This window comes from Candidatus Manganitrophaceae bacterium, assembly GCA_016200325.1.
In the GTDB taxonomy this organism is placed as follows: Bacteria; Nitrospirota; Nitrospiria; order SBBL01; family Manganitrophaceae; genus Manganitrophus.
Genome location: JACQEZ010000014.1, coordinates 49,041 through 71,774 on the forward strand (window position 1 = coordinate 49,041; position 22,734 = coordinate 71,774).

Annotated in this window: 20 protein-coding genes; 17 read left to right on the plus strand and 3 right to left on the minus strand. The window is 56.8% G+C overall.

Annotated features, from left to right (window positions below):
• Positions 1-141: 141 nt before the first annotated feature.
• The 10 genes from trpE to HY282_11895 all read left to right on the plus strand — a co-directional run bounded on the left by trpE (position 142) and on the right by HY282_11895 (position 10,246).
• Positions 142-1,635, plus strand: coding sequence for an anthranilate synthase component I (gene trpE / locus HY282_11850; protein ID MBI3804443.1), 1,494 nt, complete (start codon positions 142-144; stop codon positions 1,633-1,635).
• A gap of 10 nt (positions 1,636-1,645) precedes the next feature.
• Positions 1,646-2,245 (plus strand): aminodeoxychorismate/anthranilate synthase component II, encoded by a 600-nt coding sequence (locus HY282_11855; GenBank protein ID MBI3804444.1) that lies wholly within the window; start codon positions 1,646-1,648, stop codon positions 2,243-2,245.
• A gap of 12 nt (positions 2,246-2,257) precedes the next feature.
• On the plus strand, positions 2,258-3,268 hold the full coding sequence (trpD, locus tag HY282_11860; protein ID MBI3804445.1) for an anthranilate phosphoribosyltransferase: 1,011 nt from the start codon (positions 2,258-2,260) through the stop codon (positions 3,266-3,268).
• A 32-nt stretch (positions 3,269-3,300) separates the two neighbouring features.
• The gene (trpC, locus tag HY282_11865) at positions 3,301-4,095 is read left to right on the plus strand and encodes an indole-3-glycerol phosphate synthase TrpC (GenBank protein ID MBI3804446.1); all 795 of its coding nucleotides are present in this window, start codon (positions 3,301-3,303) and stop codon (positions 4,093-4,095) included.
• Positions 4,096-4,218: 123 nt separating this feature from the next.
• Positions 4,219-4,854: a phosphoribosylanthranilate isomerase gene (locus HY282_11870; protein MBI3804447.1), complete on the plus strand. Its 636-nt coding sequence runs from the start codon at positions 4,219-4,221 to the stop codon at positions 4,852-4,854.
• The gene (gene trpB / locus HY282_11875) at positions 4,832-6,046 is read left to right on the plus strand and encodes a tryptophan synthase subunit beta (GenBank protein ID MBI3804448.1); all 1,215 of its coding nucleotides are present in this window, start codon (positions 4,832-4,834) and stop codon (positions 6,044-6,046) included. The genes HY282_11870 and trpB overlap by 23 nt, the downstream gene beginning before the upstream one ends.
• A 168-nt stretch (positions 6,047-6,214) precedes the next feature.
• Complete coding sequence (locus tag HY282_11880) at positions 6,215-7,324, plus strand: GAF domain-containing protein (GenBank protein ID MBI3804449.1); 1,110 nt, start codon at positions 6,215-6,217, stop codon at positions 7,322-7,324.
• Positions 7,321-8,121 carry a tryptophan synthase subunit alpha gene (locus tag HY282_11885; protein ID MBI3804450.1) on the plus strand — a complete coding sequence of 267 codons (801 nt, stop codon included), beginning with the start codon at positions 7,321-7,323 and terminating at the stop codon, positions 8,119-8,121. The genes HY282_11880 and HY282_11885 overlap by 4 nt, the downstream gene beginning before the upstream one ends.
• 281 nt (positions 8,122-8,402) lie before the next feature.
• A complete protein-coding gene (locus tag HY282_11890) occupies positions 8,403-9,149 on the plus strand; it encodes a hypothetical protein (protein ID MBI3804451.1) in 747 nt (248 codons plus the stop codon).
• Positions 9,150-9,178: 29 nt separating this feature from the next.
• On the plus strand, positions 9,179-10,246 hold the full coding sequence (locus HY282_11895) for a hypothetical protein (protein ID MBI3804452.1): 1,068 nt from the start codon (positions 9,179-9,181) through the stop codon (positions 10,244-10,246).
• 190 nt (positions 10,247-10,436) lie between these two features.
• Here HY282_11895 and HY282_11900 read toward each other — a convergent pair whose 3' ends face one another.
• The 3 genes from HY282_11900 to lysS all read right to left on the minus strand — a co-directional run bounded on the left by HY282_11900 (position 10,437) and on the right by lysS (position 14,102).
• Entirely contained in the window at positions 10,437-11,105 is a 669-nt protein-coding gene (locus HY282_11900; protein MBI3804453.1) for an ABC transporter ATP-binding protein, read from the minus strand.
• A gap of 101 nt (positions 11,106-11,206) precedes the next feature.
• Positions 11,207-12,514, minus strand: coding sequence for a lipoprotein-releasing ABC transporter permease subunit (locus HY282_11905; GenBank protein ID MBI3804454.1), 1,308 nt, complete (start codon positions 12,512-12,514; stop codon positions 11,207-11,209).
• A 106-nt stretch (positions 12,515-12,620) separates the two neighbouring features.
• The gene (lysS, locus tag HY282_11910; protein ID MBI3804455.1) at positions 12,621-14,102 is read right to left on the minus strand and encodes a lysine--tRNA ligase; all 1,482 of its coding nucleotides are present in this window, start codon (positions 14,100-14,102) and stop codon (positions 12,621-12,623) included.
• Positions 14,103-14,271: 169 nt separating this feature from the next.
• Between lysS and HY282_11915 the strand changes: the two genes are divergently transcribed.
• From HY282_11915 to HY282_11945, 7 genes are all read left to right on the plus strand, one after another.
• Positions 14,272-16,677: a VCBS repeat-containing protein gene (locus tag HY282_11915; GenBank protein ID MBI3804456.1), complete on the plus strand. Its 2,406-nt coding sequence runs from the start codon at positions 14,272-14,274 to the stop codon at positions 16,675-16,677.
• 369 nt (positions 16,678-17,046) lie between these two features.
• On the plus strand, positions 17,047-17,421 hold the full coding sequence (locus HY282_11920; protein ID MBI3804457.1) for a response regulator: 375 nt from the start codon (positions 17,047-17,049) through the stop codon (positions 17,419-17,421).
• A gap of 133 nt (positions 17,422-17,554) precedes the next feature.
• Positions 17,555-18,943 carry a UDP-N-acetylmuramate:L-alanyl-gamma-D-glutamyl-meso-diaminopimelate ligase gene (mpl, locus tag HY282_11925; GenBank protein MBI3804458.1) on the plus strand — a complete coding sequence of 463 codons (1,389 nt, stop codon included), beginning with the start codon at positions 17,555-17,557 and terminating at the stop codon, positions 18,941-18,943.
• 96 nt (positions 18,944-19,039) lie between these two features.
• The gene (locus HY282_11930) at positions 19,040-20,158 is read left to right on the plus strand and encodes a beta-lactamase family protein (protein ID MBI3804459.1); all 1,119 of its coding nucleotides are present in this window, start codon (positions 19,040-19,042) and stop codon (positions 20,156-20,158) included.
• Positions 20,151-21,071, plus strand: a complete 921-nt coding sequence (locus tag HY282_11935; protein ID MBI3804460.1) for an LD-carboxypeptidase — start codon at positions 20,151-20,153, stop codon at positions 21,069-21,071. The genes HY282_11930 and HY282_11935 overlap by 8 nt, the downstream gene beginning before the upstream one ends.
• Before the next feature lie 992 nt (positions 21,072-22,063).
• Positions 22,064-22,201 (plus strand): hypothetical protein, encoded by a 138-nt coding sequence (locus HY282_11940; protein ID MBI3804461.1) that lies wholly within the window; start codon positions 22,064-22,066, stop codon positions 22,199-22,201.
• Positions 22,202-22,223: 22 nt separating this feature from the next.
• On the plus strand, positions 22,224-22,631 hold the full coding sequence (locus tag HY282_11945; protein MBI3804462.1) for a BON domain-containing protein: 408 nt from the start codon (positions 22,224-22,226) through the stop codon (positions 22,629-22,631).
• The last annotated feature ends 103 nt before the right edge of the window (positions 22,632-22,734 follow it).

Genomic DNA, 22,734 nt, shown 5'->3' on the forward strand with positions numbered 1-22,734 from the left:
TGTGCATCTTCTTGGTGCGGCCATTTTAGAATTGGAAGCGGACGATGCGGCGTGGTGAGAAGAGGTGAAGCGGTCGATTCGGTTCATTGACTTTTTTGTGATCATTATGATAGCCTGAACCGCCAATTTTATGGAATTCTCATGGTGACCCCCTCATTCGATCTCTTCTGCCAGAAAGCCAAAGAAGGCAATCTCATTCCCGTTTATCGAGAGATCCTGGCTGATACCGAAACCCCCGTCTCCGCATTTTTAAAAATTGCGGGCGGACGGGAGTATGCCTACCTTCTGGAGAGTGTCGAGGGGGGGGAGAAGTGGGGAAGATACTCTTTTCTCGGGGTCGACCCGTCGATCTTAATCAAGGCCGAAGGAGAGCGCGTGGTGATTACCCGGGAGGGGAAGCCGACGGAGATTGCCGCCGACGGAAATCCGCTACTTGTCTTGAAGGAACTTCTTTCGGAGTTTAAGCCGGTAGAGATGGAAGGACTTCCCCGATTTTTCGGCGGGGCGGTCGGCTACCTCGGTTATGACATGGTTCGCTTCTTCGAGCCGGTTCGCTTCGACTCCTCGGATCGACCGAACCCCGATTTTTTCTTTCTTTTTACCGATACGCTCCTGATTTTCGATAATGTGCGGCATCGGATCAAGGTGGTCTCGAATGCGTTCATTCAGAATGACGATCTAAAAAGCACCTATCAGCGGGCGATCGAAAAAATCGACGCGCTGATCGATCGCCTTCGGCGCCCCTTGGATTGGGAGGCGGTCGGAGCGGCCCCCCGGAGATCGGCCGAAGCGGGGACGCTCTCTCCGAGATCGAATTTCACCCGCGAGGGATTTAAGAAGGGGGTCCTCGCCGCGAAGGAGTTCATCAAGGCGGGCGATATCTTCCAGGTGCAGCTCTCGCAGCGCTTTTCAATAACGCTCTCCTGCGATCCATTTGCCGTCTACCGCGCCCTCCGGGGGGTGAACCCGTCGCCTTATATGTATTTTCTTAAATTCGGCCGTCTTCATCTCGTCGGGACCTCTCCGGAGGTGTTGGTTCGTCTGGAAGGCCGACAAGCCGAGACCCGTCCAATCGCCGGGACCCGCCGACGGGGGACGACGCCGCAGGAAGATCTGGCGCTCGAAAAGGAGCTTCTGGCCGATCCCAAAGAGCGGGCGGAGCATGTCATGTTGATCGACCTCGGACGGAATGATCTGGGGCGGGTCTGCGAATACGGAACGGTCCAGGTCGATGAGCTGATGGTGATCGAGCGCTACTCGCATGTGATGCATATCGTTTCCAACGTCGTCGGCCGGCTGGAGGAGGGGCAGGATGCGTTCACGCTGCTCCAATCGTGTTTTCCCGCCGGTACGGTAACCGGCGCTCCGAAGATCCGCTCGATGGAGATTATCCATGCACTGGAGCCGGCGGGCCGCGGCCTGTATGCCGGCGCGGTCGGCTACTTCAGCTTCCAAGGGAACATGGATACCTGTATTACAATCCGGACGATCATCATCGACGGCGATCAGGCGACCATACAGGCGGCGGCGGGAATCGTCGCCGACTCCGATCCCGACAAAGAATATGAAGAAACGGTCAACAAGGCCAAAGCAATGCTGACCGCGATTCAATTGGCGGAGAGCGGTTTAGAGTAAAAGGAATCCCATGCTTCTCGTCATCGACAATTATGACTCCTTCACCTATAACCTTGTTCAGTATCTCGGGGAGCTGGGGGCGGGGATGGAGGTGTATCGCAACGACAAGCTCACCCTCGCGGAGATCGAGCGAATGGCGCCTTCGAAGATTGTCATTTCGCCCGGTCCCTGCACGCCGAAGGAGGCTGGTATTTCAGTCGATCTGATCCGGGAATTCGGCGCCCGGATTCCCATTTTGGGGGTCTGTCTCGGACATCAGGCGATCGGCGAGGCCTTCGGCGGCGAGGTGATTCGGGCGCCCCGGTTAATGCATGGGAAAACGTCGATGATCGAGCATGACGGCCGGACGATTTATAGAGCGCTTCCCAATCCATTTGAAGCGACCCGATATCACTCCCTCATCATCCGCCGAGAGAGTCTTCCAGACGTCTTGGAGATCACCTCCTGGACGAAAGAGGGAGAGATCATGGGGGTGCGGCATAAAACGTTTCCGGTGGAGGGGGTCCAGTTCCATCCGGAATCAATTCTGACGCAGGTCGGAAAGGATCTGCTGAAGAATTTTCTGGGCGATCCGAGACCTGCTCTGGAAGCGTCCGCAATAAAGAAGTAAGGGGGATTCAAGATGATCAAAGAGGCGATTGCAAAGGTGGTCGAGCGGGTCGACCTGACCGAGACCGAAGCGGAAGAGGTGATGCGTGAGATCATGGAGGGAAATGCCACCCCGGCGCAGATTGCCTCTTACATCACCGCGCTCCGGATGAAGGGGGAATCGATTGCCGAGGTTACCGGGTCGGCCCGGGTCATGCGCGAAAAGGCGATCCATGTCCATGTGAGCGACCCGCTCGTCGTCGATACCTGCGGGACCGGCGGAGACCGGCTCCATACCTTCAACATCTCGACGACCGTCGCCTTCGTGGTGGCCGGCTGCGGGGTGACCGTCGCCAAACATGGCAACCGCTCGGTGTCGAGCTCCTGCGGAAGCGCCGATGTCTTGAAGATGCTCGACATCCAGATCGATCTGCCGCCGGAGCGGGTCGAGGGGTGCATCAACGAAATCGGGATCGGGTTTCTCTTCGCCCCCCGATTCCATGGCGCGATGAAGCACGCGGTCGGCCCGCGGCAAGAGACCGGCATTCGGACGATCTTTAACATTCTCGGACCGCTCACCAATCCGGCCGGTGCGACGATTCAGGTCTTGGGGGTGTTCTCTCCTATCTATACCGAATTGCTGGCGCAGGTGCTTCTCAATCTCGGGTCGCAGCACTGCTTCGTCGTGCACGGCTCCGATGGATTGGACGAGATCACCATCACCGGCAAGAGCCGAATCTCCGAGGCAAAAGGGGGACGCGTCCTCACCTATCCGCTGGAGCCGAAAGATTTCCAGCTCTCCGGAGGAAGTCTGAAAGATTTGGCGGGCGGCGACGCCGAGGCGAACGCGGAGATTCTTCTCTCGATTCTCAAAGGAGAGGCCGGTCCGAAACGGGAGGTCGTGTTGATGAACGCCGCCCCCGCGCTGGTCGCCGTCGGGAGGGCGAAGACCCTCCAAGAAGGGGTGCTGCTTGCCGCCGAGTCGATCGAGTCGGGACGAGCGATGATGAAGCTCGAGCAGCTGCGGGAGATGACCAACAAATAGCGCGAGGGATCCCTTCCTCCCCTCGGTTGATGATGATTTTCTTAGATGAGATTCTTAAAATCAAGCGCGAAGAGGTCGGCCGCCGCAAGGGGCGACGAACCCTTCAGGAACTCCGGTCGCGGATTGCCGACGCCGGCCCGACCCGCGGGTTCCAGCGAACACTTCGAGAACGGCAGGAAGGGTCGCCGCGGCTGATCGCCGAGATCAAAAAGGCTTCCCCTTCCAAGGGGGTGATCCGGGAGCGGTTCGAGCCGGTCGAGATCGCCAAAATTTATGAGGGAGAAGGGGCCGCCGCCCTCTCCATCCTCACGGAGGAGCACTTTTTCCTGGGGAGCCCTTCATTTCTGCAAGAGGTTCGATCGGTCAGCACCCTGCCGCTTTTAAAAAAAGATTTTATTCTCGACGAGCTCCAAGTCTACGAAGCGCGCGCGTGGGGGGCCGACGCCCTCTTGTTGATCGCCGCGCTGTTGGAACGGCGGCAAGCGGTAGATTATTTTCATCTGGCGCGGGAGCTCTCGCTCGATGTGCTGGTCGAAGTGCATACCGAAAAAGAGCTGGAGCAGGTGCTCGATTGGGCGCCGATCATCGGGATCAACAATCGCGACCTCCAGACCTTCAAGACCGACCTGGAGACGACCTTTCGCCTGCTTCGCGAAATCCCCGCTTCTCTTCGAAAAGAGCGGATCGTGATCAGCGAGAGCGGGATTCATTCGAGAAAAGAGGTCGAGCGGCTCTATGATGCGGAGGTCGATGCAATGCTGATCGGCGAGACGTTCATGGCCTCCGAGAAGATGGCCGACAAGATGAAGGAATTACTGGGGAGATAGAATTCAGAAGCCAGAAGTCAGAATTTAGGAGTCGGAATAAAGATAAAGGATGGAATGACCGCTGAGAAGTAACATCTCTTATTCTCTCTTCTGAATTCTGACTCCTGACTTCTTGTTTTCATTATTATGAAGGTCAAAATCTGCGGGATCACCCACCTGGAAGATGCAATGGCGGCGGCGGAGCAGGGCGCCGATGCGGTCGGATTTATCTTCGCACCGGAGAGCCCGCGGTTCGTTCCGCCTGAGACGGTCCGAAAGATCATCGATGCTCTTCCGCCGTTCGTCACGACCGTCGCCGTCTTTACCGCGGGGGTGGAAAAAGATTTTCGCTATGCGATTGACGAATGCGGCGTCGATCTCATTCAGTTCCATGGGCCGTTTTCGCCCGAGGTGATCGCGCCGTTCGCCACGCGGGCCATTGGCGTGATCCGCGTCCGGGATGAGAAGAGCCTGGAAGAGATCGCCCGCGTTTCGGCCCGCGCTATTTTGCTCGATGCGTACCATCCCCAGCAGCTCGGTGGAAGCGGCGAAGTCTTTGACTGGACGATTGCCGCAACGGCGGCGCCCTCGGCGAGGGTCATCCTGGCGGGCGGCCTGACCCCAGAAAATGTAGCCGCCGCGGTGGCCCGGGTGCGACCCTACGGCGTCGATGTCAGCAGCGGGGTGGAGAAGATAAAAGGAAAGAAGGATGCGATGAAGATCAAACGGTTTATCGAGGCGGCCAAGCGGGCGGGAGATACAAATGTTGCTGCCGAATAAGAAGGGGCGGTTCGGTTCCTACGGCGGGCGGTATGTCCCTGAGACGTTGATGCCGGCGCTGGAAGAGTTGGAGACGGCCTATCAGGCGGTCCGGCGCGATTCGGCCTTTAAGAAAGCGCTCGCCGACGGGTTGAAAAATTATGTCGGCCGTCCCACGCCGCTTTATTTCGCGAAGCGGCTCTCGGAACGGCTGGGAGGGGCAAAGGTTTATCTCAAACGGGAAGACCTTTGCCACACCGGCGCGCACAAAATCAACAACACCATGGGTCAGATTCTCCTGACGCAGCGGATGGGGAAACAGCGGGTGATCGCCGAGACCGGCGCCGGGCAGCATGGCGTGGCGGTGGCGACGGTGGCGGCGCGCGCGGGGCTCGCCTGCGAAGTCTATATGGGAACCGACGACATGGAGCGGCAGGCGCTCAATGTGATCCGGATGCGGATGCTCGGGGCCAAGGTGACCGGCGTCAAAGCCGGAAGCCGGACGTTGAAAGATGCGATCAGTGAGGCGATGCGCGATTGGACGACGAACATTCGAACCACCCATTATATTCTCGGCTCGGTCTTGGGGCCCCATCCCTATCCGATGATGATTCGCGACTTCCAGTCGGTCATCGGAGAGGAGGCGCGTCACCAGATCCTCCGGGCTGAAGGAACGCTTCCTGATCTCTTGATCGCCTGCGTCGGCGGGGGGAGCAATGCGATCGGTCTCTTTTATCCTTTTCTCTCCGACAAGTCGGTTCGGATGATCGGCGTGGAGGCGGGGGGCCGCGGCATCGCGGCCGGGCAGCATGCGGCACGGTTCGCCGCCGGGTCGGTCGGCGTGCTCCATGGGACGATGACCTACCTGCTTCAAGATCCGCATGGGCAGATCGAGACGACCCACTCGGTCTCGGCCGGGCTCGATTACGCCGCCGTCGGTCCGGAGCATAGCTATTACCGTGAATTAAAACGAATTGAGTATACCTATGCGACCGACGAAGAGGCGCTGGCGGCATTTCGGCTGCTGGCCGAGACCGAAGGCATTTTGCCGGCGCTGGAATCGGCCCACGCGATCGCTCATCTCGTGAAGGTGGCTCCGACCCTCTCGCCCGATCAGCGGGTGATCGTCAACCTTTCCGGGCGGGGAGATAAAGACGTAAACCAACTCTCGCAGATGAAGCAATTTATGTCGGAGTTCGGGGAGAACAAATAACCTGACCCGAGGAGGCCGATGACGGTGGCCACAAAAAAGAAGTCCGGACCGGGAGCGCGAGGCCGATCCAAAGCTAAGAAAAAAGGGACCGGCCCGACGGAGTCGGTCGAGAATCGACTCCGAAAAACGATTGCGGCGCAGAAAGCCCGGCTGGAAATCCTGGAGGCGATGGAGGAGATGAGCCGGCTCCTGAACTCCACCCTTGATGAGCGGGTGGTTCGGCGGCGGGCCATGGAGTCGGCGACCCATCTAATGCGGTCGGAGGTCGGCTCGCTTCTGTTGATCGATCCGAAGACGAAAGATCTTTTCTTCGAGATCGCCCTCGGCGAGAAAGGGGAGAAGGTTCGGGAGATTCGTTTAAAGCCGGGGGAAGGAATCGCCGGCTGGGTCGCCCAGACAGGCGAGGCGCAAATCATCAACGACACCCGGTCGAATCCCTACTTTTTCAAGAGCGCCGACGAGAAGAGCGGTTTCGTCACCCGCAACATGATCTGCGTTCCGGTCCGGATCCGGGAGAAGATCGCCGGGGTGCTCCAAGCGATTAACAAGAAGCGGGGAAAGTTTACTCCGATTGATCTGGAAGGGCTTAAATTGCTGGCCGACCAGGTGGCCATCGCCATCGAGAATGCGGGCCTCTATAAAGAGCTGAAAGAGACCTTCCTTAGCACCGCCGCGGCGCTCGGCGATGCGATCGAGGCAAAAGATGCCTATACCGGCGGCCACACGAAGCGGGTGCTGGAGTACAGCCTCGTCGTCGGAAGGCGGCTGGGACTCACCCCGGAGGAGTCGGAGAGCTTAAAACTTGCTGCGGCGCTTCATGACATCGGCAAAATCGGGATTGAGGACCGCATTCTGGGGAAGCCGAATCGGCTGGAGCCGGAGGAAGCGAAAATCATGGAAGGTCATACGGTGATCGGCGCGCGGATCGTCGAAAATATCCGGCCGTTGCGGGAGATCATCCCAGGTATTCGCCATCATCATGAAACATATGACGGGCAGGGATATCCGGACGCCCTCAAGGGGGAGGCGATTCCGATCATGGCCCGGATTATCTCGGTCTGCGATACCTTTGATGCGATGACCTCCAACCGTCCCTACCGAAAAGGCCTTCCGGCCGAGCTCGCCGTTCAGGAGCTGCGAAAGCAGGCCGGTACGCAGTTCGATCCGCGGGTTGTTGAAACATTCATCGTTGCATTTGAAAAGGGGGAGATCGAGCCGATCCTTCATCCGAACAGGTTGTCGGCCTCCGATGCATCCCTCTCTGGAAGGGGTTCCTGATGAGCCGGATCGAATCGGTCTTTAAAAGTTTATCCCAGCGAAAAGAGAAGGCGCTGATCGCCTATGTAATGGCGGGCGATCCTTCCCTTGCCCAAACGGCGGAGATTGTCTTTGCGATCGAAAAGGCGGGGGCCGATCTGATCGAGCTCGGCGTCCCCTTCTCGGATCCGGTTGCCGACGGCCCGACGATCCAGAAAGCGTCCGAAAGGGCGCTCCGCCAGGGGACCACGCTGCGGGCCGTGCTGGAAACGGTCACGGTGCTCCGGCGGCAGACAAAGATTCCGATTCTGTTGATGACCTACTGCAATCCGATCTATGCTTTCGGCTTGCTCGATTTTTTTAAGGAGGCAAAAGGGGTTGGAATCGATGGCGTCATCATCCCCGACCTTCCTCACGAGGAGTCGAAAGAATTTCTCACCCTGTCGAGACGTCACGGAATCGACCTGATCTTCATGATCGCGCCGACGAGCCCGCCCGAGCGGGCGGAGCGGCTCGTGAAAGAGGGGAGCGGGTTCATCTATTATGTTTCCCTCACCGGGATCACCGGTGTTCCCCTGACCGAGCAGGGGGCGGTCCAGGAGCGGATTCGAAAGTTGAAGGCCATGACGGCGCTGCCGATCGCCGTCGGCTTCGGCATCTCTACGCCGGAGGCGGCGAAAGAGATGGCGCAAGCGGCCGACGGGATCATTGTCGGGACCGCGCTGGTCAAGATTGTGGAGGCTGCGGAGAACGATCCCGCGTATCTCTCCCGGTTGACCGACCTGATCGCTTCATTGAAAGCCGCCACCCGCGCATAGTTTTACCCGCCCGTTTTATCCTCGACCGGGATGGACCTCCGCCTATTCGTGTTATTTCTTCCCTTTTCTTGACAAACCCCGATTACCTGCTACCTTTGTAGCGTTGCTCGTCTCCGATGGATCTTTGTGCGCTGCGGATCGGTCTCTCTTTCTTGGGATCAACGCGCGAGAGGGGCGAGATGCGTTTCCCATTCGGGCCGAAGACTCCCAGGGTCATTCAGTCTTCATTCCTTCAAAAATATTTCACTGAGATTCATCAGATCGACAAAGAGGAGAGGACCATGCAGTTTGATTGGAAGAAGATGATCTGGATTGGGATTCTGCTCGCGGCGCCCCTCTTTTTAGGGGGAGCGAACGGAGAGGGCTGCGGCGGCAAGAGCGTGCTGGAGAACCTGGGCGATGACAGCACCAAAGAGGCGAAGGTTGAGAAGGCGCGAATCGCGCTGGACGACCGCGATTTTGCCACGGCGATCGAGACCCTCCAAGAGCTTTGCGGTACGTCGCTGACGGCGCCGACCTGCGATCCGGAGATCGTCAGCCTCTACGCCTCGGCCTACGCCGGCCGCGCGGGATTGGATGTCTTTGACCTCATTAAAGAGGGGGCCAATCAACCAGCCGCCTCCGGGGCAACCAGTTATACCCTTTTCTCAAAACACTTCTCCAGTCCGACGGCGGCCAATGTCAGCGACATCGGCGCGGCGGTCTCTCTTTTGACTTCCATCCCGAGCCGGACTCCGGACCAAGGGCTTCAATTGGCCATCGCGTCGACCAGCGATCTGGTTATTTTCCTCGGCAGCTTGACAGGCGGTTACAACACGACCACCGGAAAACCGAATGCACTGCCGGCCGTCTCCTCCGTGAATGCCGCTGCTCTCTCCAGAGTGCTCGCCGATGTCGGCGACATGGATACTGGATTGACCGAAGCCAATATCGGTAACGACAACATCAGCGGTCATATCCAGCAGATTCAACAGTCGCTGTCGGGAGGAAGCGCCACAACCGTTGTGACTTTCCTCGGCGGCATCTAAGGACTCGGACTCATTTTAGGGAGCGTGCGATGTTAAAGAGAAGTATCGTTTTGCTAGGGCTATTGGCGGTCGGCCTCTTCTCGGTAGGGGTCACCTGGGCCGAGGAGCTTCCGACCCTTTACCGGGGCATCCGTCCGCTCGGCATGGGAGGGGCCTTCATCACCCTTTCCGACGACGAGAATGCGATGTTCTACAATCCGGCCGGGTTGAACGATGTGAGCGGATTCGGAGGGGTGTCGATCCTCAACCCCCTTCTGGAGGTTTCTAAGAACAGCAAATCGCTCTATAGCGACTTGAAAGATCTCGATACCGATAATCAAGCCATCGTTGCCGATTTCCTGAGCAAGATGGTCGGCGAACATCAGCACGTCCGTGCAGCGGCCCTTCCTAACGTCTTCATGCACAACTTTGCAATTGGCGTTTTAGGCCAGGGAACACTCGATATGGATATCCGAAATCCCGGTAATCCCGCGGTGTTTACGGACATCAAGCTGGATACCGGCCTCCTTGTCTCCGGGGCGCTCGGTTTTTTTGACCAGCAGCTACAACTCGGTGCGACCGGTAAATTTATTAAGCGGGACGGGATTAAGCATGTCTACTTCGCTCCGGAGATCGCACACAAAGATTTTGATCCGCTCGATCAGCGGGAGAAGAAATCGGATTTCGCCTTCGACGTCGGGACGAAGCTGAGTTTAAAAAGTCCGCTCCGACCGACCTTCGCCCTCGTCGTCCAGAACATCACCGATCTCGATTTCAAGGAGCTCGGGATCATCCCCCAAGAGGTGAATGTCGGCGCCTCGATCAACCCCAACTTCTGGATCCTCAAGACGACCTTTGCGGTCGAGGTCGATGATCTGACCAAGAATGCCGATGCGGACAAAGATCTTTACAAGCGGACCCATTTGGGGGCCGAGTTCCGCTTCCCGAAGATCCTGGCGCTTCGCGCCGGCCTCAATGCCGGCTACGTGACCGCCGGGGTCGATCTCGATTTTTGGATTCTTTCCGTTTCCGCCGCCACCTATGCGGAAGAGATCGGCGCCTTCGCCGGACAGCGGAGCGATCGCCGCTACATTGTGCAGGCAAGTCTCGGCTTTTAATTTCTCTTTCCCATCCCCCCAGGAGCGACGAATCGGTCGCTCCTTTTTTTTGATCGCGAGTCCGGCGACCGAGGCAAAAAGGATGTAGATTTACCTGATGATGAATTGGCCGTCGCCGGGGTTGCAACGCTGCCGCGAAAAACAGAATGACCCCTCGGATGAAACGCCTCATTGAAGGCGGAGCGTCCCGCTATCCCCCTTCGATCTTTCCATCGACCATTTTAATCAGCCGGTCGGCCTGAAGGGAAAGCTTTTCGTTGTGGGTGACCAGGACGAAGGTCATCCCTCGATCCCGATTGATTCCCTTCAGCAAAGCGAAGACTTCATCACTCGTATGGGTGTCGAGATTGCCGGTCGGCTCATCGGCCAAGATCAGCTGCGGCCGCAGCGCCAACGCCCGGGCGATCGCCACCCGCTGCTGCTCCCCGCCGGAGAGCTGTCCCGGGCGATGGGTGAGGCGGTGGGAGAGACCGACCGCCTCGAGCATCTCCCGTCCGGCCGTCTCTAACTCCCGCCGATCGATCCGCCGGATCAACCCCGGCATCATGACATTCTCCAGCGCGGTAAACTCCGGCAGAAGGTGATGAAATTGGAAGACGAATCCGATCTGTCGGTTTCGAAATTCCGCCAACTCCCGATCCGACCGGGCAAAGAGGTCGGCCCCTTCAAAAAGAATTTTCCCGGAGGTCGGACGATCGAGCCCCCCGAGGATGTGGAGAAAGGTGCTCTTCCCGACGCCGGAGGCGCCGACGATGGAGAGCATCTCTCCTTTCTGAATAGAGACGGTGACCCCCCGAAGGATGACCAGCTCCTTGCCGGCGATCGGAAATGATTTGTAGAGATCGATAACGTCAATCACGGAGAACCCAAAATAGAGGAGATAGAAGACAGGAGTCCGAATCCAGAATAGGGCAGAGGTGTCTTTTATTCTGAATTCGGACTCCTGACTCCTGTCTTCTTTTACTCATACCTCAGCGCCTCGGCCGGGTCGAGCCTGGCTGCCTGCCAAGAGGGATAAAGGGTGGCGAGAAATCCGATGAGGACCGCCGCCGATGAGACCAGGATGACATCAACCATCTGGATCTTTACCGGAAGATGGCTGATGTAGTAGATATCGCTCGGCAGTGTATAAAACTTTTGAAGCACCCAGCAGACGGCGATCCCCAGCGGGGTGCCAAGCGCCACGCCGACCCCGCCGATGATGACCCCCTCCAGCATGAAGATCCGCATCACCGACTCCCGTGTCGCCCCCATCGCCTTCAAGATGGCGATCTCCCGGCTCTTCTCCACGACCGTCATCGTCAAGGTGCTGACGATGTTGAACGAGGCGACCAGGATGATCAATACCAGAATGATGAACATCATCATCTTTTCGAGCTGAAGCGCGGAAAAAAGATTCCGGTTGAGCTTCATCCAGTCGCGCGCTTGGTAAGGGAATTGAAGATGGCTCTCGATCTGCTGGGCGACCCGGTCGGCGATGAAGATGTCATCGACCTTCACCTCCACCCCGGTGACGACGTCGGGGAGGTTGAAGAACTGCTGGGCTTCTTTGATGGAGATGTAGGCGAGCGAGGAGTCGTATTCATACATCCCCGAATCGAAAATGCCGACGACGCGGAACTTCCGGATCTTCGGGGTAAAGCCCATCGGTCCCCCGAGCGCTTTGCCGAGATTTTTTCCTTCTTTCCCGACCGGGGAGACGATGTTGATCCGGTCTCCCAGAAAGGCTCCCAGCCGACCGGCGAGCTCTTTTCCGATAATGATTCCGGGTGAATTCTTCTCCGCCGCCCCCTCCGGTTCGGCGAGCTCTTGGTCCGGTAGGGAAAGGGAAGGGGGGTTGGTCAGATAGTCGAGCTTTCCCTCCACCAGGTTTTTGCCGATCTCGGTCACCTGGGCTTCGGTCGTCGGATCGATCCCGCGGAGGACGACGCCGAAAACATTGGTATCCGAGGAGAGGAGAACCTGCCGGAAGATGAAGGGGGTGGCGGCGACCACGTGCGGCACTTTTTTGACCTCGTCGGCCAGGCGGTAATAGTCTTGGATGTCGTCGCGGGTCCGGTCGGTGATGACGACATGGGAATTCGTCCCGAGAATTTTATCTCGGAGATCTTCTTTGAAGCCGGTCATCACGGCGAGGGTGGCGATCAGCGCCGCAACCCCGACCATCACCCCGCCGATCGAGATTAGGGTGTTGAGAGAGATCCCTTTTTGACGGCGTTTGGCCCTCAGATAGCGAAGGCCGACAAAAAATTCGTAAGGAAATGACATTGATTCCTTTTAAGAAATTAGAAGTCAGAATTCAGAAGTCAGGAGTCAGAAGGGGAAAACGAAAGTCTCTTCTGGCTTCTGGTTCCTGACTTCTGACTCCTTCAATTTATTTTTCCGGTCTCATCTGAGGGAAGAGGATGACGTCCCGGATCGAGCTCTGGTTCGTCAGCAGCATGACGAGCCGGTCGATCCCGATCCCTTCTCCCGCCGTGGGCGGCATTCCGTATTCGAGGGCGCGGAGATAGTCCTCATCCATCACATGCGCCTCCAGATCGCCGGCGGCCCGCTGCGCCACCTGCGATTCAAAGCGCGATCGTTGATCGTGCGGATCGTTTAACTCGGAGAAGGCGTTTGCAATCTCGCGCGAGGCGATATACATCTCGAACCGCTCGGTCAGATGCGGCTGGTCGGGCTTCCGCTTTGCCAGGGGAGAGATCTCGGTCGGATAGTCTGTAATAAAAACCGGTCCGGTCAGTCCCGGCTCGACCGTTATCTCAAAGAGGTCATTCAACTGTTTCGCGAGCGACGCAGTCGGTTTGACCGGCACTCCCGCCTTTTGCATGATCTCCGCCACCCGCTTTGGGTCGGAGAGCGCTGCCACGGAGACCTGGTGTTTCTCCGCGATGGCGTTAAGGTAAGCGAGCCGTCGCCAAGGAGGGGTGAAATCAATCGGTTTCCCCTGATATTCAAACGTCAGCGTCCCCAAGACCTCGGTCGCCACCGTCGTAAAAAGTGTTTCGGTGAACGACATCAGGTCGCGATAGTCGGCATACGCCATGTAGAATTCGAGCATTGTGAATTCGGGGTTGTGGATCGTCGAGATTCCTTCGTTTCGAAAGTTGCGGTTGATCTCATAGACCCGCTCGAACCCACCGACGATCAGCCGCTTCAAATAAAGCTCCGGCGCGATTCTCAGGTAGAGATCGACCCCCAGCGTGTTGTGATGCGTAACAAATGGCCGGGCCGCCGCACCCCCCGGAATCGGATGCATCATCGGCGTCTCTACCTCCAAGAAGCCATGTTGGCTGAGAAACCGGCGGATTGAATCGATGATCTGGCCGCGGAGCGCAAAGACCCGCCGGACCTCCGGATTCGCGATCAGATCGACATAGCGCATCCGGTAACGGGTCTCGACATCGGTCAGCCCATGCCATTTTTCCGGAAGGGGCCGAAGCGACTTGGAGAGGAGCGTTAACCGATCGGCTTGAAGGGTCAGCTCGTCTGTTTTCGTCCGGAAAAGGGGGCCCTCCACGCCGATGTAATCGCCGATGTCGAGCTTCTCGAAAAGATCATACCCGGCCTCGCCGAGATGATCTTTCTTGAAGTAGACCTGAAGCCGACCGCTGCCGTCTTGCAGGTGGGCGAAGGAGGCTTTTCCAAACCGCCGGAGCGAGACCATCCTTCCGGAGATCTTGTAGCGCACCGGCTGTGCTTCAAGCGCCTCTTTGGTCGCCGTCTGATATTTCTCGACGATTTCGGCGAGGGGTGTTTTCCCCTCAAAGCGGGCTCCATACGGATCGATTCCGGCGGCGCGTAGCGCGTCGAGCTTTTTGATCCGTTGAGCAATCTGGTCATTGACCTCTTCCATCGGCTCCCCTCGTGACGAAGCATTCCCGGATGCCGGAGAATCCTTCAAAAATCAGATCATTATAGAGGATTGACCGGAGGAGGTCAAGAATCGAGCGGGAATCCAAAGACCCGATCAATCGGCCTCTGTTTCTTGTCAAAAGGGGGATCGGCTGTTACACTCAGGTGGGATGTGGAAGATAAACGATCAGACAGCCGGCATTCGACAGATTAGAGCCCTCCCTTTCATCCTGATCTCTCTCCTTCTGGCCGCTTGCGGCCATAGCCATCGGCACCACGATGCAGGCCTCCTGCCGGCGCCGACGGGGGTTATCCTCACCACGGCGAGCGGAGCGATCACGGTCGAGTGGACCCCGGTGCCGGGGGCGCTCTCTTACAATCTCTATTTCGCTACTGTCTCCGGCATCACCAAGGTGAATTATCAGACGCTCCCCCTCGGCGAGCGTCTGCCGGTGGCTGCAGGCCCCTTCACCCACACCGATCTCTCCGATGGAACGACCTATTATGTGGTCGTGACCGCGGTCAACGCGGCGGGGGAGAGTGCCGAGTCGGTTGAAGCGTCTGCCACACCACTTTCCACCGCCCTTCCTCTCGCTCCCACCGGTTTGAAAGCGACCCCGTCGGTCGGTCAAATCACATTGGAATGGAACTCCGTGACAGGGGCATCGAGCTATTTCGTCTACCGCGCGGAGAGGTCGGGAGTGAATCGAAACAATTGGAATACGATCGTCGGTGGCAGGCAGACCCAGGTTCTGGGAGGGGCGACGATCCGAATCGAAGCCGGTCTGACCAATGGAACGACTTATTACTTTGTCGTCACAGCGCAGAATAGCCTTGGACAAGGGGTCGAGTCGGCTCAGGTGTCGGCGACCCCCTTTGCCTCTGAGACAGTTCCAGCACCGCCCAGCAACCTGACCGCGGTGCCTGGAGATCAAAAAGTGACATTAAGTTGGGACAACGCAGCCGGAGCATTGTCTACCAGTGCGTATATCCTTTATTGGAGAACGGCGGCAGGGGTGACCCCTGCCAATGGACAATCGATTCCTACTGTTTCCAGCCCTCATACCGAGACGGGTCTCACGAATGGACAGACGTATTATTATGTCGTCACGGCACGCAACGATCGGGGAGAGAGTCTCCCCTCATCAGAAATATCCGTGGTGCCGAATCCCACCCCTCCGCCAGCGGTGATCACATTGCCGCCGACCAATGTGATCCTCTCAGGTTCTGCAACACTAAACGGAAAAATCAACCCGAACGGATTCGCCGTGACAGAGGCGTATTTCGAATATGGCGTGACAACCGCTTATGGAACGAAGGTTCCGATTGCCCAGCCCTTTGCGGCGGGAAACAATTTCATCAATGTGAATCCGATCACCCTCAATGGGCTGACTCCGAATAACCCGTACCATTATCGAATCGTGGCGAAGAACGCGAATGGGACTGCGGAGGGGGCCGATCAAGGTTTCGTGCTGCCGTTCCTCGGTCCGCCCTATGACTTCCCGGTGGGTGCGGGGACGAGTCCAAACGATATCGTCGTTGCCGATTTTAACGGAGATGGAAAGATGGACCTGGCAACCGCCAATTTCGCAACCAACGACATCTCGATTCTTTTCGGGACCGGTGATTTCACGACGCCGACTCAGGCATTCGGTGCGGCGGTTCACTATACGGTCGGGGTTCATCCTCAATATATCGCCGCCGGAAAGTTTCACGGTGCCGGACAGCCGCCCGACCTGGTTGTCTCCAACAGCACCGATGGAACGATCACCCTTTTATCGAACAACGGGGCCGGTGTTTTTTCGGCGACCTCGCTTCCTGTCTATAGCAATTTGGCCGATCAGGCAAAGACCTTCCCGGCGGGTCTGGTCGTCGCAGACTTGAATCACGATTCAAACCTGGATGTGGCCGTGGCGACCACGATCAATGGAAATGGGAAAGTGGTCATTTTGTTGGGAGACGGATCGGGGGGATTCAGCGCTCCCTCCGCGTTCCCGGCCGGCATCAGTCCGACGGGAATTGTCGCGGGAGATTTCAATCAGGACGTCAATGGAAATCTCGACCTCGTCGTCACCAACCGTTTGCGGAACCAAGTCTCGCTCCTCCTGGGTGCCGGTGACGGGACCTTCGGCGCGCCGGCTCCTTCTGACATCGGAGATGACCCGAGCCGAACGTATGATCCGATCGGATTGGTGGCCGGGGATTTTAACGGCGATCATTTTCTCGATTTGGCCGTTGCGGACAATGCGACCAGCACCGTTTCAATCTTGATGAATAATGCGACAGGCGGGTTCGGCGTGCCGACGATATTGGTCGTCGGCTTACAGCCGTATGCCGTCGGACTGGCCGATTTTACCGGAGACGGCAATCTTGATTTGATTGTTCCCAACTTCCGCGACAATTCGGCCACGGTTTATTTGGGAAGCGGCACCGATCTGTTCGGGCCGGCTTTCCTTAGCCTCGTCGGACAGAATCCGGTTGCTGTGGCGACGGGCGATTTTAACGGAGATGGCAAGCTCGATCTTGTGGTGGTGAACCGAAGTGCCAACTCCGTCACCGTTCTTCTCGGACAATAGGGCCGTCGCCTGTTCGGAGGAAAGGTCGTTTATCCGTCTGGGACAGCCCTTCATTCAGTTCAATCGTTTCCTTGTATTCAAGGGAACATGGTGATAAAATAACTCCCGTCACTATTTTTCTACATGCGGATCTCTTCATTCCGGGAGGACCTGTTTATCCGGCCCTGAACGGTCCGGATGGTTCTGGAGCGATATATGCGGGTGAAGCATTCTTATAGAACAGCCGATCACCCCTTCAATCAATTGACCCTTCTTTCAATCTCCTTTTCTTCGACAGGCACCACATGAAAAATCGGACCGATGTAAGTATCGACCTCCCGGCGGGAGGGGGCTGTCTCATGAACAAGGAGATGAAAGGAGGAAGACCGATTGTCTAAAAAGATTTTAGTCGTTGATGACAATCAAGACACCATTCAAATCTTAACGGCGGTTCTCCGGCGAGGCGGATATATCGTAATTGCCGCGCGGGATGGGATGGAGGCGGTAGAGAAAGTTCAAGAGGAGATGCCGGAGCTGATTCTCTCCGACATTATGATGCCGAAGCTCGATGGATTCGGCGTCATACAAGCATTGAAGGCTGAGCCGAAATATCGGAAGATTCCCATTCTCATCATCTCCGCCAAAGTTGATCCGGCCTCCAAGGCCCGGGGGATTGAACTGGGGGCGGAGGACTACATCATCAAACCGATTAATCCGGGAGAGGTGTTGCGAAAGATCAAAGAGCACTTGCCGGAGACAGCCTGATTTTGATCGCACGACATCGGCTTTTGACCGCCTCATTTCTGTAAGCTTCTTGCTAAAACCCAAAGAGCCTGCTACACTCGCATCGTCCTGATGGGATTGAGGAGACTCCTTGCCTGAATCGAAACGCATCCACATGATCGCCATCTGTGGGACCGGGATGGCGGCCCTCGCCGGACTGCTGAAGAGAGCGGGACACGAGGTCACCGGCTCCGATACCCAGATCTACCCTCCGATGAGCACCCTGCTGCAAGAGGCGGGGATCCAATGCAAGATCGGATATAACCCCTCCCACATCGAATCGAATACCGATCTGGTCATTATCGGCAATGCAGTTGGAAAAACGAATCCCGAAGTGGTCGCCACGCTAGAGCGAGGGCTTCCCTATTTCTCGATGCCGGCTGCGCTGGGAGAGTTTTTTCTTAAAGAGAAACGATCACTGGTAGTAACCGGCACCCACGGGAAGACGACAACCTCTTCGCTCCTGGCCTGGGTGCTGACCTCCGCGAACCTCGACCCCGGAATGATGATCGGCGGCTGGGTCAAGAACTTCAACAGCAATCACCGTTTGGGAAAGGGTGCGCTCTTTGTCGTGGAGGGGGATGAATATGACACCTCCTTTTTTGACAAGGGGCCGAAGTTTCTCCACTATCGTCCGCACAGCGCTATCTTAACCAGCATTGAATTCGACCACGGAGATATCTATCCCGATTTGGCGGCGATTAAGGAAGCGTTCCGAAAGTTCGTCGGGCTTCTCCCTCCCGAGGGGCTGCTGGTGGCGGCGGCGGGAGATCCGGCGATTGCCGAAATCACCAAGGGATTGGTCTGCCGTGTTGAAACGTATGGGCTCGATGACGGCGCCGATTGGCAAGCGGATGAGATCAAGATGGTCGAGGACCTTCTTTCGTTCGAAGTGATCTATCGGGGACGCAAGCTCGGAGCCATCCGAAGCCCGCTGGTCGGTCGACATAATCTGAGAAATACCCTCGCGGTGATTGCGCTTGCACATCATCAGGGGGTCTCTTGGACTCAAATTCAGGAAGGGGTGCGCCTGTTTCAGGGGGTCAAGCGGCGACAGGAGGTCGTTGGGACGGTCCAAGAGATTTTGATCATTGACGACTTCGCTCATCATCCGACGGCGATCTATGAGACGCTGGCGGCGCTCCACCTGCGGTATCCTAAACGGAGGCTCTGGGCGGTTTTCGAGCCGCGCTCCGCGACCAGCCGGAGAAACATCTTTCAGAAAGAATTTGTCGCATCCCTTGCCGAAGCCGACCGAGTGATCCTGGCCGACCTCTTCTCACCGGAGAAGATTCCGGCCGAGCATCGACTCAGCCCGGCGCAGATTGTCTCGGATCTGGTCGCCCTGGGACGGAAGGCGGCGTTTATGTCGACCCCGGATGAAATCGTCGCGCTTCTTGCGAGAGAGGCGCGGCCTGGGGATGTCGTCTGCATCATGTCGAGCGGCGGCTTTGGGGGAATTCATCAAAAACTGATCGCTGTATTAAATGAAAGGAAGCAGTAGTGGGTTTTTATCGGCGCCGACGGGCATGGAGGAGAGCATTTTTAAGAAATCATCTCGAAGCTATCTCATGGATGAGGAGGACCGACGCAGTCGACGATGAGCCAGATTGCTGAGAAGATGCAGGAGGGGGTTGCCTCCGGGGTCTTCCCAGGAGGGGTCCTGCTGATCCATCATCAGGGGCAGATCTGCTTCCATGAGGCATTTGGATCGGCCTCCCTTCTTCCCAATCAGATCCCGATGACCTGTGACACCCTCTTCGACCTGGCCTCCCTCACCAAGCCGCTTGCCACCGCGGCCGCGGTTCTTTTATTAATTCAAAACAAATCGCTTACGCTCACCGATCCTCTCTCCAAGTTTTTTCCCGAATTCGCTGAAGGGACCAAGCAGGAGATCACCCTTTATCATCTTCTCAATCACAGCGCCGGTCTGCCAAATTGGAAGCCTTACTATCAGGAGATCGTCGAGCGGGAAGAAAAAGAGCCGGGGTTTTTGGGCTCCCCCTCCGCAAAACGCCTCGTCTGTCAGCGGATGCGTGAGGAGCCGCTGATCGCCGCGCCGGGTCGCCAGAGCCTCTACAGCGATCTTGGATTTATTCTCCTGGGCGAGGTGGTGGAGGCGGTCGCGACCGAGCCGCTTCACCGCTTCTGTTATCGGCAGCTCTTCTCTGAGCTTCATTGTAAGGAGACTTTCTTTATCCGCATCGGCCGCCGACCGCAGGCCTACCGAGGCCGTCTCTTTGCCGCGACCGAAGAGTGTGCCTGGCGGGGAAAGGTGATCCGAGGGTGGGTCGATGACGACAATGCCTATGCAATGGGGGGCGTGGCGGGCCATGCCGGGCTCTTCTCCACGGCATGGGAGGTCTATCGGCTGGTTCGGCTCTGGCTCGACTCCATTGCGGGAGAAGGGTTGCTCGATCCGACCCTGGCCGCTCTTTTTACCACCCTGCAGAAAGGGAACGATGTCCCGGTCGGCTCTTCTTGGGGGCTTGGTTGGGACACGCCGTCACATCCAGGCTCTTCGTCCGGCCATCATTTCTCCGCCCTCAGCTTCGGTCACCTCGGATTTACGGGGACGTCGATCTGGGTCGATCGGAAAAAAGATCTGGTCGTTATTCTTCTGACCAATCGGATTCATCCCACCCGCGAAAATCAAAAGATCCGCACCTTTCGCCCCGAGCTGCATGATCTGATCTTTCAAGAGGTCGTCGGTGTCTAAAAGGACCGGCCGGAAAGAAATCATCAAGCCAAAGAGGCTGTCACCGGGGGACACCCTCGGCATCGTGGCCCCTGCGGGGCAGGTCGATTCAGCCGCGCTTCATCGAGGCGTGCTCCGGCTGGAGCAGCTCGGATTCAAAGTGGTTCTGGGACGGCATGTGGAAAAGGCGCATCGCTATTTTGCCGGAACGGACCGGGAGCGGGCGGACGATCTCCAATCGATGTTCGAGAGCGGCGTCGATGCGATCGTCTGCGCGCGGGGCGGCTCCGGCGCCGCGCGCATTCTCCCGTTTCTCTCTCCCGAACGGATTGCCCGGCACCCCAAAATCTTGGTTGGCTGCAGCGATATTACGACCCTCCTCCTCTACTTCTCCCGTTCGTTCGGTTGGGCGGTTTTCCATGGCCCCATGGTGGCGACGCAGTTCGGGAAAGAATCGAATCGGCTATCGGAAGAAAATTTCGTCCGGATTCTCGGCGGAGAGAAGGTCGAAATGGTCTTTCCTCAGGTCGAGATTCTGCGGCCCGGAACGGCGGAAGGGGTCTTGATCGGCGGTTGTCTGACGTTGATTTGTACCTCGATCGGAACCGCTTATGAAATCGAGACCGACGGGAAAATTGTCTTCATTGAAGATACCGACGAAGCCCCGTATCGGATTGATCGGATGCTCTCTCACCTAAAGGGACTCGGAAAATTCGATCGGGTGAAGGGGATTGTCTTCGGTCAAATGCCGCGCTGCCAGCCGGAGCGCCTTCCAGAGATCATCTTGGAGATCTTAGAGGAATTCTCTTTCCCTATTTTCTTCGGTTTTCCCTCGGGACATGGGGATGCGCTGGCCACCCTTCCTTTCGGCATCCACGCTCGGATCGACAGCGCCACCGCCTCGATGAGGATAGAGGAATCGGCGGTGTGTTAACGATCCGTATGTAAGATTTACAACTGGCCTTTTCCCCCTTCCATTGCTGTGAAAAAATTACCCGAACTAACCTCTCCTCCTTGCTTTTTTTCCATCTGATTTCGGCTGCATCACGAAGTTCCGGTAGCGTTTCATAAAAACTGCATTTTTTTTCATTTCCTAACCGCAGGGACCTCTTTTTCTGTCTAATTCGCATCTTTCGCGAGGGCATGGAACTTGCTGTTTTAGTCAAGCAAAATTGGGGGAAAGAGGAGGCGCCGCTTCCTCTTGTTATTAAAGACAATCTAATCGGAGTTGAGGTCGATTATGAAATGTCCAAGATGCTCAGGATCGATGGTTCACGAAAACTTCTACGGCTTGGAAGATGAATACGCCTGGTTCTATCCAGGCTGGAGATGTGTTTATTGCGGTGAAATTGTCGACAAAGTTATTATGTCGAACCGAAAATCGGCCGGTCGCCATCGGAGCCGATAGTCTTTCTCCGGTTATCGTAGAGCCTCGCCGTCTTAGTGAGCAAAAGCGAGTTCTCTTGAGACGGTGCTTGGGCGGCTGCTTTGTAATCAGGACGGTGTCCGCCCGGGTTCAATTGCCATATGAATTTCTCCGCAAAGGAATGGTTCTTTCCTCTGCGGCTAAAAAAATAAGGAATGACCTCTCCACAATGTGAGGTGAAAGCGCGGTCAATTTTGACCGATATCGAATTGCTCCCCATTCCGGCAGTGCGATGCTATCTCCGGTGGCACATGTCGCAATGCTCGACTTAATTTTGAGTCATTCGCCGCGCTCTGATGATAACCGCCATTGGAAACCGCTGTCTTAAATTAGGTCGAGCACCGAGAAATGGAACTTGCTGACCCAGAGGTTTTAGAGACAAGGAGGGGTGCCCTCTCCGCCCATGCACAGGACGACATGAACCAAGAAAAGCATGCTTGGTATATACCGGAGATCGCCAACTTCGGAATCGGCGTTCATGGCGGTTGGATGAAATCAAAATGCCGACAGCGGCGAAGGTTTCGGAGGAGCCCATCTTCGGCAAGAATATCGACAATGCCATCGTCCGCGCCGGCCTGCCTCCGATTTCGACGAACAATTATCAGGTTCGAGGCGGTCTGACATTTCTGTTCCATTAAATAACCTTTAAAGGAGACACAAATGAACAAAACACTCAGTAAAACGCTGGTTCTGGTTCTATTGATAGGAGTGATGGCCGGTTGTGCCTCTTGGCGGGATAACCACAGCCAGAATACGCCGACCGATCGAGGTGCCAGCACCCCTTCGCGAAGCGACGATGCTGCGCTGACGGCGAAGGTCAAGGCAAAGCTTCTGTCAGATGACGCGCTGAATGCAATGAAGATCGACGTCGACACGCAGAGCGGTGTCGTTTTCCTGAGTGGCGTGGTGGATACGGCCGACCAGAAACAAAAGGCGATTGGAATTGCTAAGAATACCGAGGGGGTCCGCCGTGTGGAGGACAACCTAAAAGTCGGTAAGTTTGAGGGCTCGTCGTCCAGAAAACCGGGGAAAGCACTTCCCGTGCACTTTCTCGAAGATGTCGGATAAACGGATCGGCTGGAGCGGCGACCTCCCGAAGCCGCCGCTCCAGCCATCAGTAACTCAGCAGGCGCTTTGCATCGATTAATTGGCCATGGGCCATGGATAGATC

Bases quoted from the DNA above. Each gene is read 5' to 3' on its own strand.
- HY282_11945 (MBI3804462.1), top strand. From the start codon at position 22,224: ATGAACAAAACACTCAGTAAAACGCTGGTTCTGGTTCTATTGATAGGA.
- trpE (MBI3804443.1), top strand. From the start codon at position 142: ATGGTGACCCCCTCATTCGATCTCTTCTGCCAGAAAGCCAAAGAAGGC.
- lysS (MBI3804455.1), bottom strand. From the start codon at position 14,102: ATGGAAGAGGTCAATGACCAGATTGCTCAACGGATCAAAAAGCTCGAC.
- HY282_11930 (MBI3804459.1), top strand. From the start codon at position 19,040: ATGAGCCAGATTGCTGAGAAGATGCAGGAGGGGGTTGCCTCCGGGGTC.
- mpl (MBI3804458.1), top strand. From the start codon at position 17,555: ATGATCGCCATCTGTGGGACCGGGATGGCGGCCCTCGCCGGACTGCTG.
- HY282_11905 (MBI3804454.1), bottom strand. From the start codon at position 12,514: ATGTCATTTCCTTACGAATTTTTTGTCGGCCTTCGCTATCTGAGGGCC.
- HY282_11855 (MBI3804444.1), top strand. From the start codon at position 1,646: ATGCTTCTCGTCATCGACAATTATGACTCCTTCACCTATAACCTTGTT.
- HY282_11915 (MBI3804456.1), top strand. From the start codon at position 14,272: ATGTGGAAGATAAACGATCAGACAGCCGGCATTCGACAGATTAGAGCC.
- HY282_11880 (MBI3804449.1), top strand. From the start codon at position 6,215: ATGGAGGAGATGAGCCGGCTCCTGAACTCCACCCTTGATGAGCGGGTG.
- HY282_11940 (MBI3804461.1), top strand. From the start codon at position 22,064: ATGCCGACAGCGGCGAAGGTTTCGGAGGAGCCCATCTTCGGCAAGAAT.
- HY282_11895 (MBI3804452.1), top strand. From the start codon at position 9,179: ATGTTAAAGAGAAGTATCGTTTTGCTAGGGCTATTGGCGGTCGGCCTC.
- trpD (MBI3804445.1), top strand. From the start codon at position 2,258: ATGATCAAAGAGGCGATTGCAAAGGTGGTCGAGCGGGTCGACCTGACC.
- HY282_11890 (MBI3804451.1), top strand. From the start codon at position 8,403: ATGCAGTTTGATTGGAAGAAGATGATCTGGATTGGGATTCTGCTCGCG.
- trpC (MBI3804446.1), top strand. From the start codon at position 3,301: ATGATTTTCTTAGATGAGATTCTTAAAATCAAGCGCGAAGAGGTCGGC.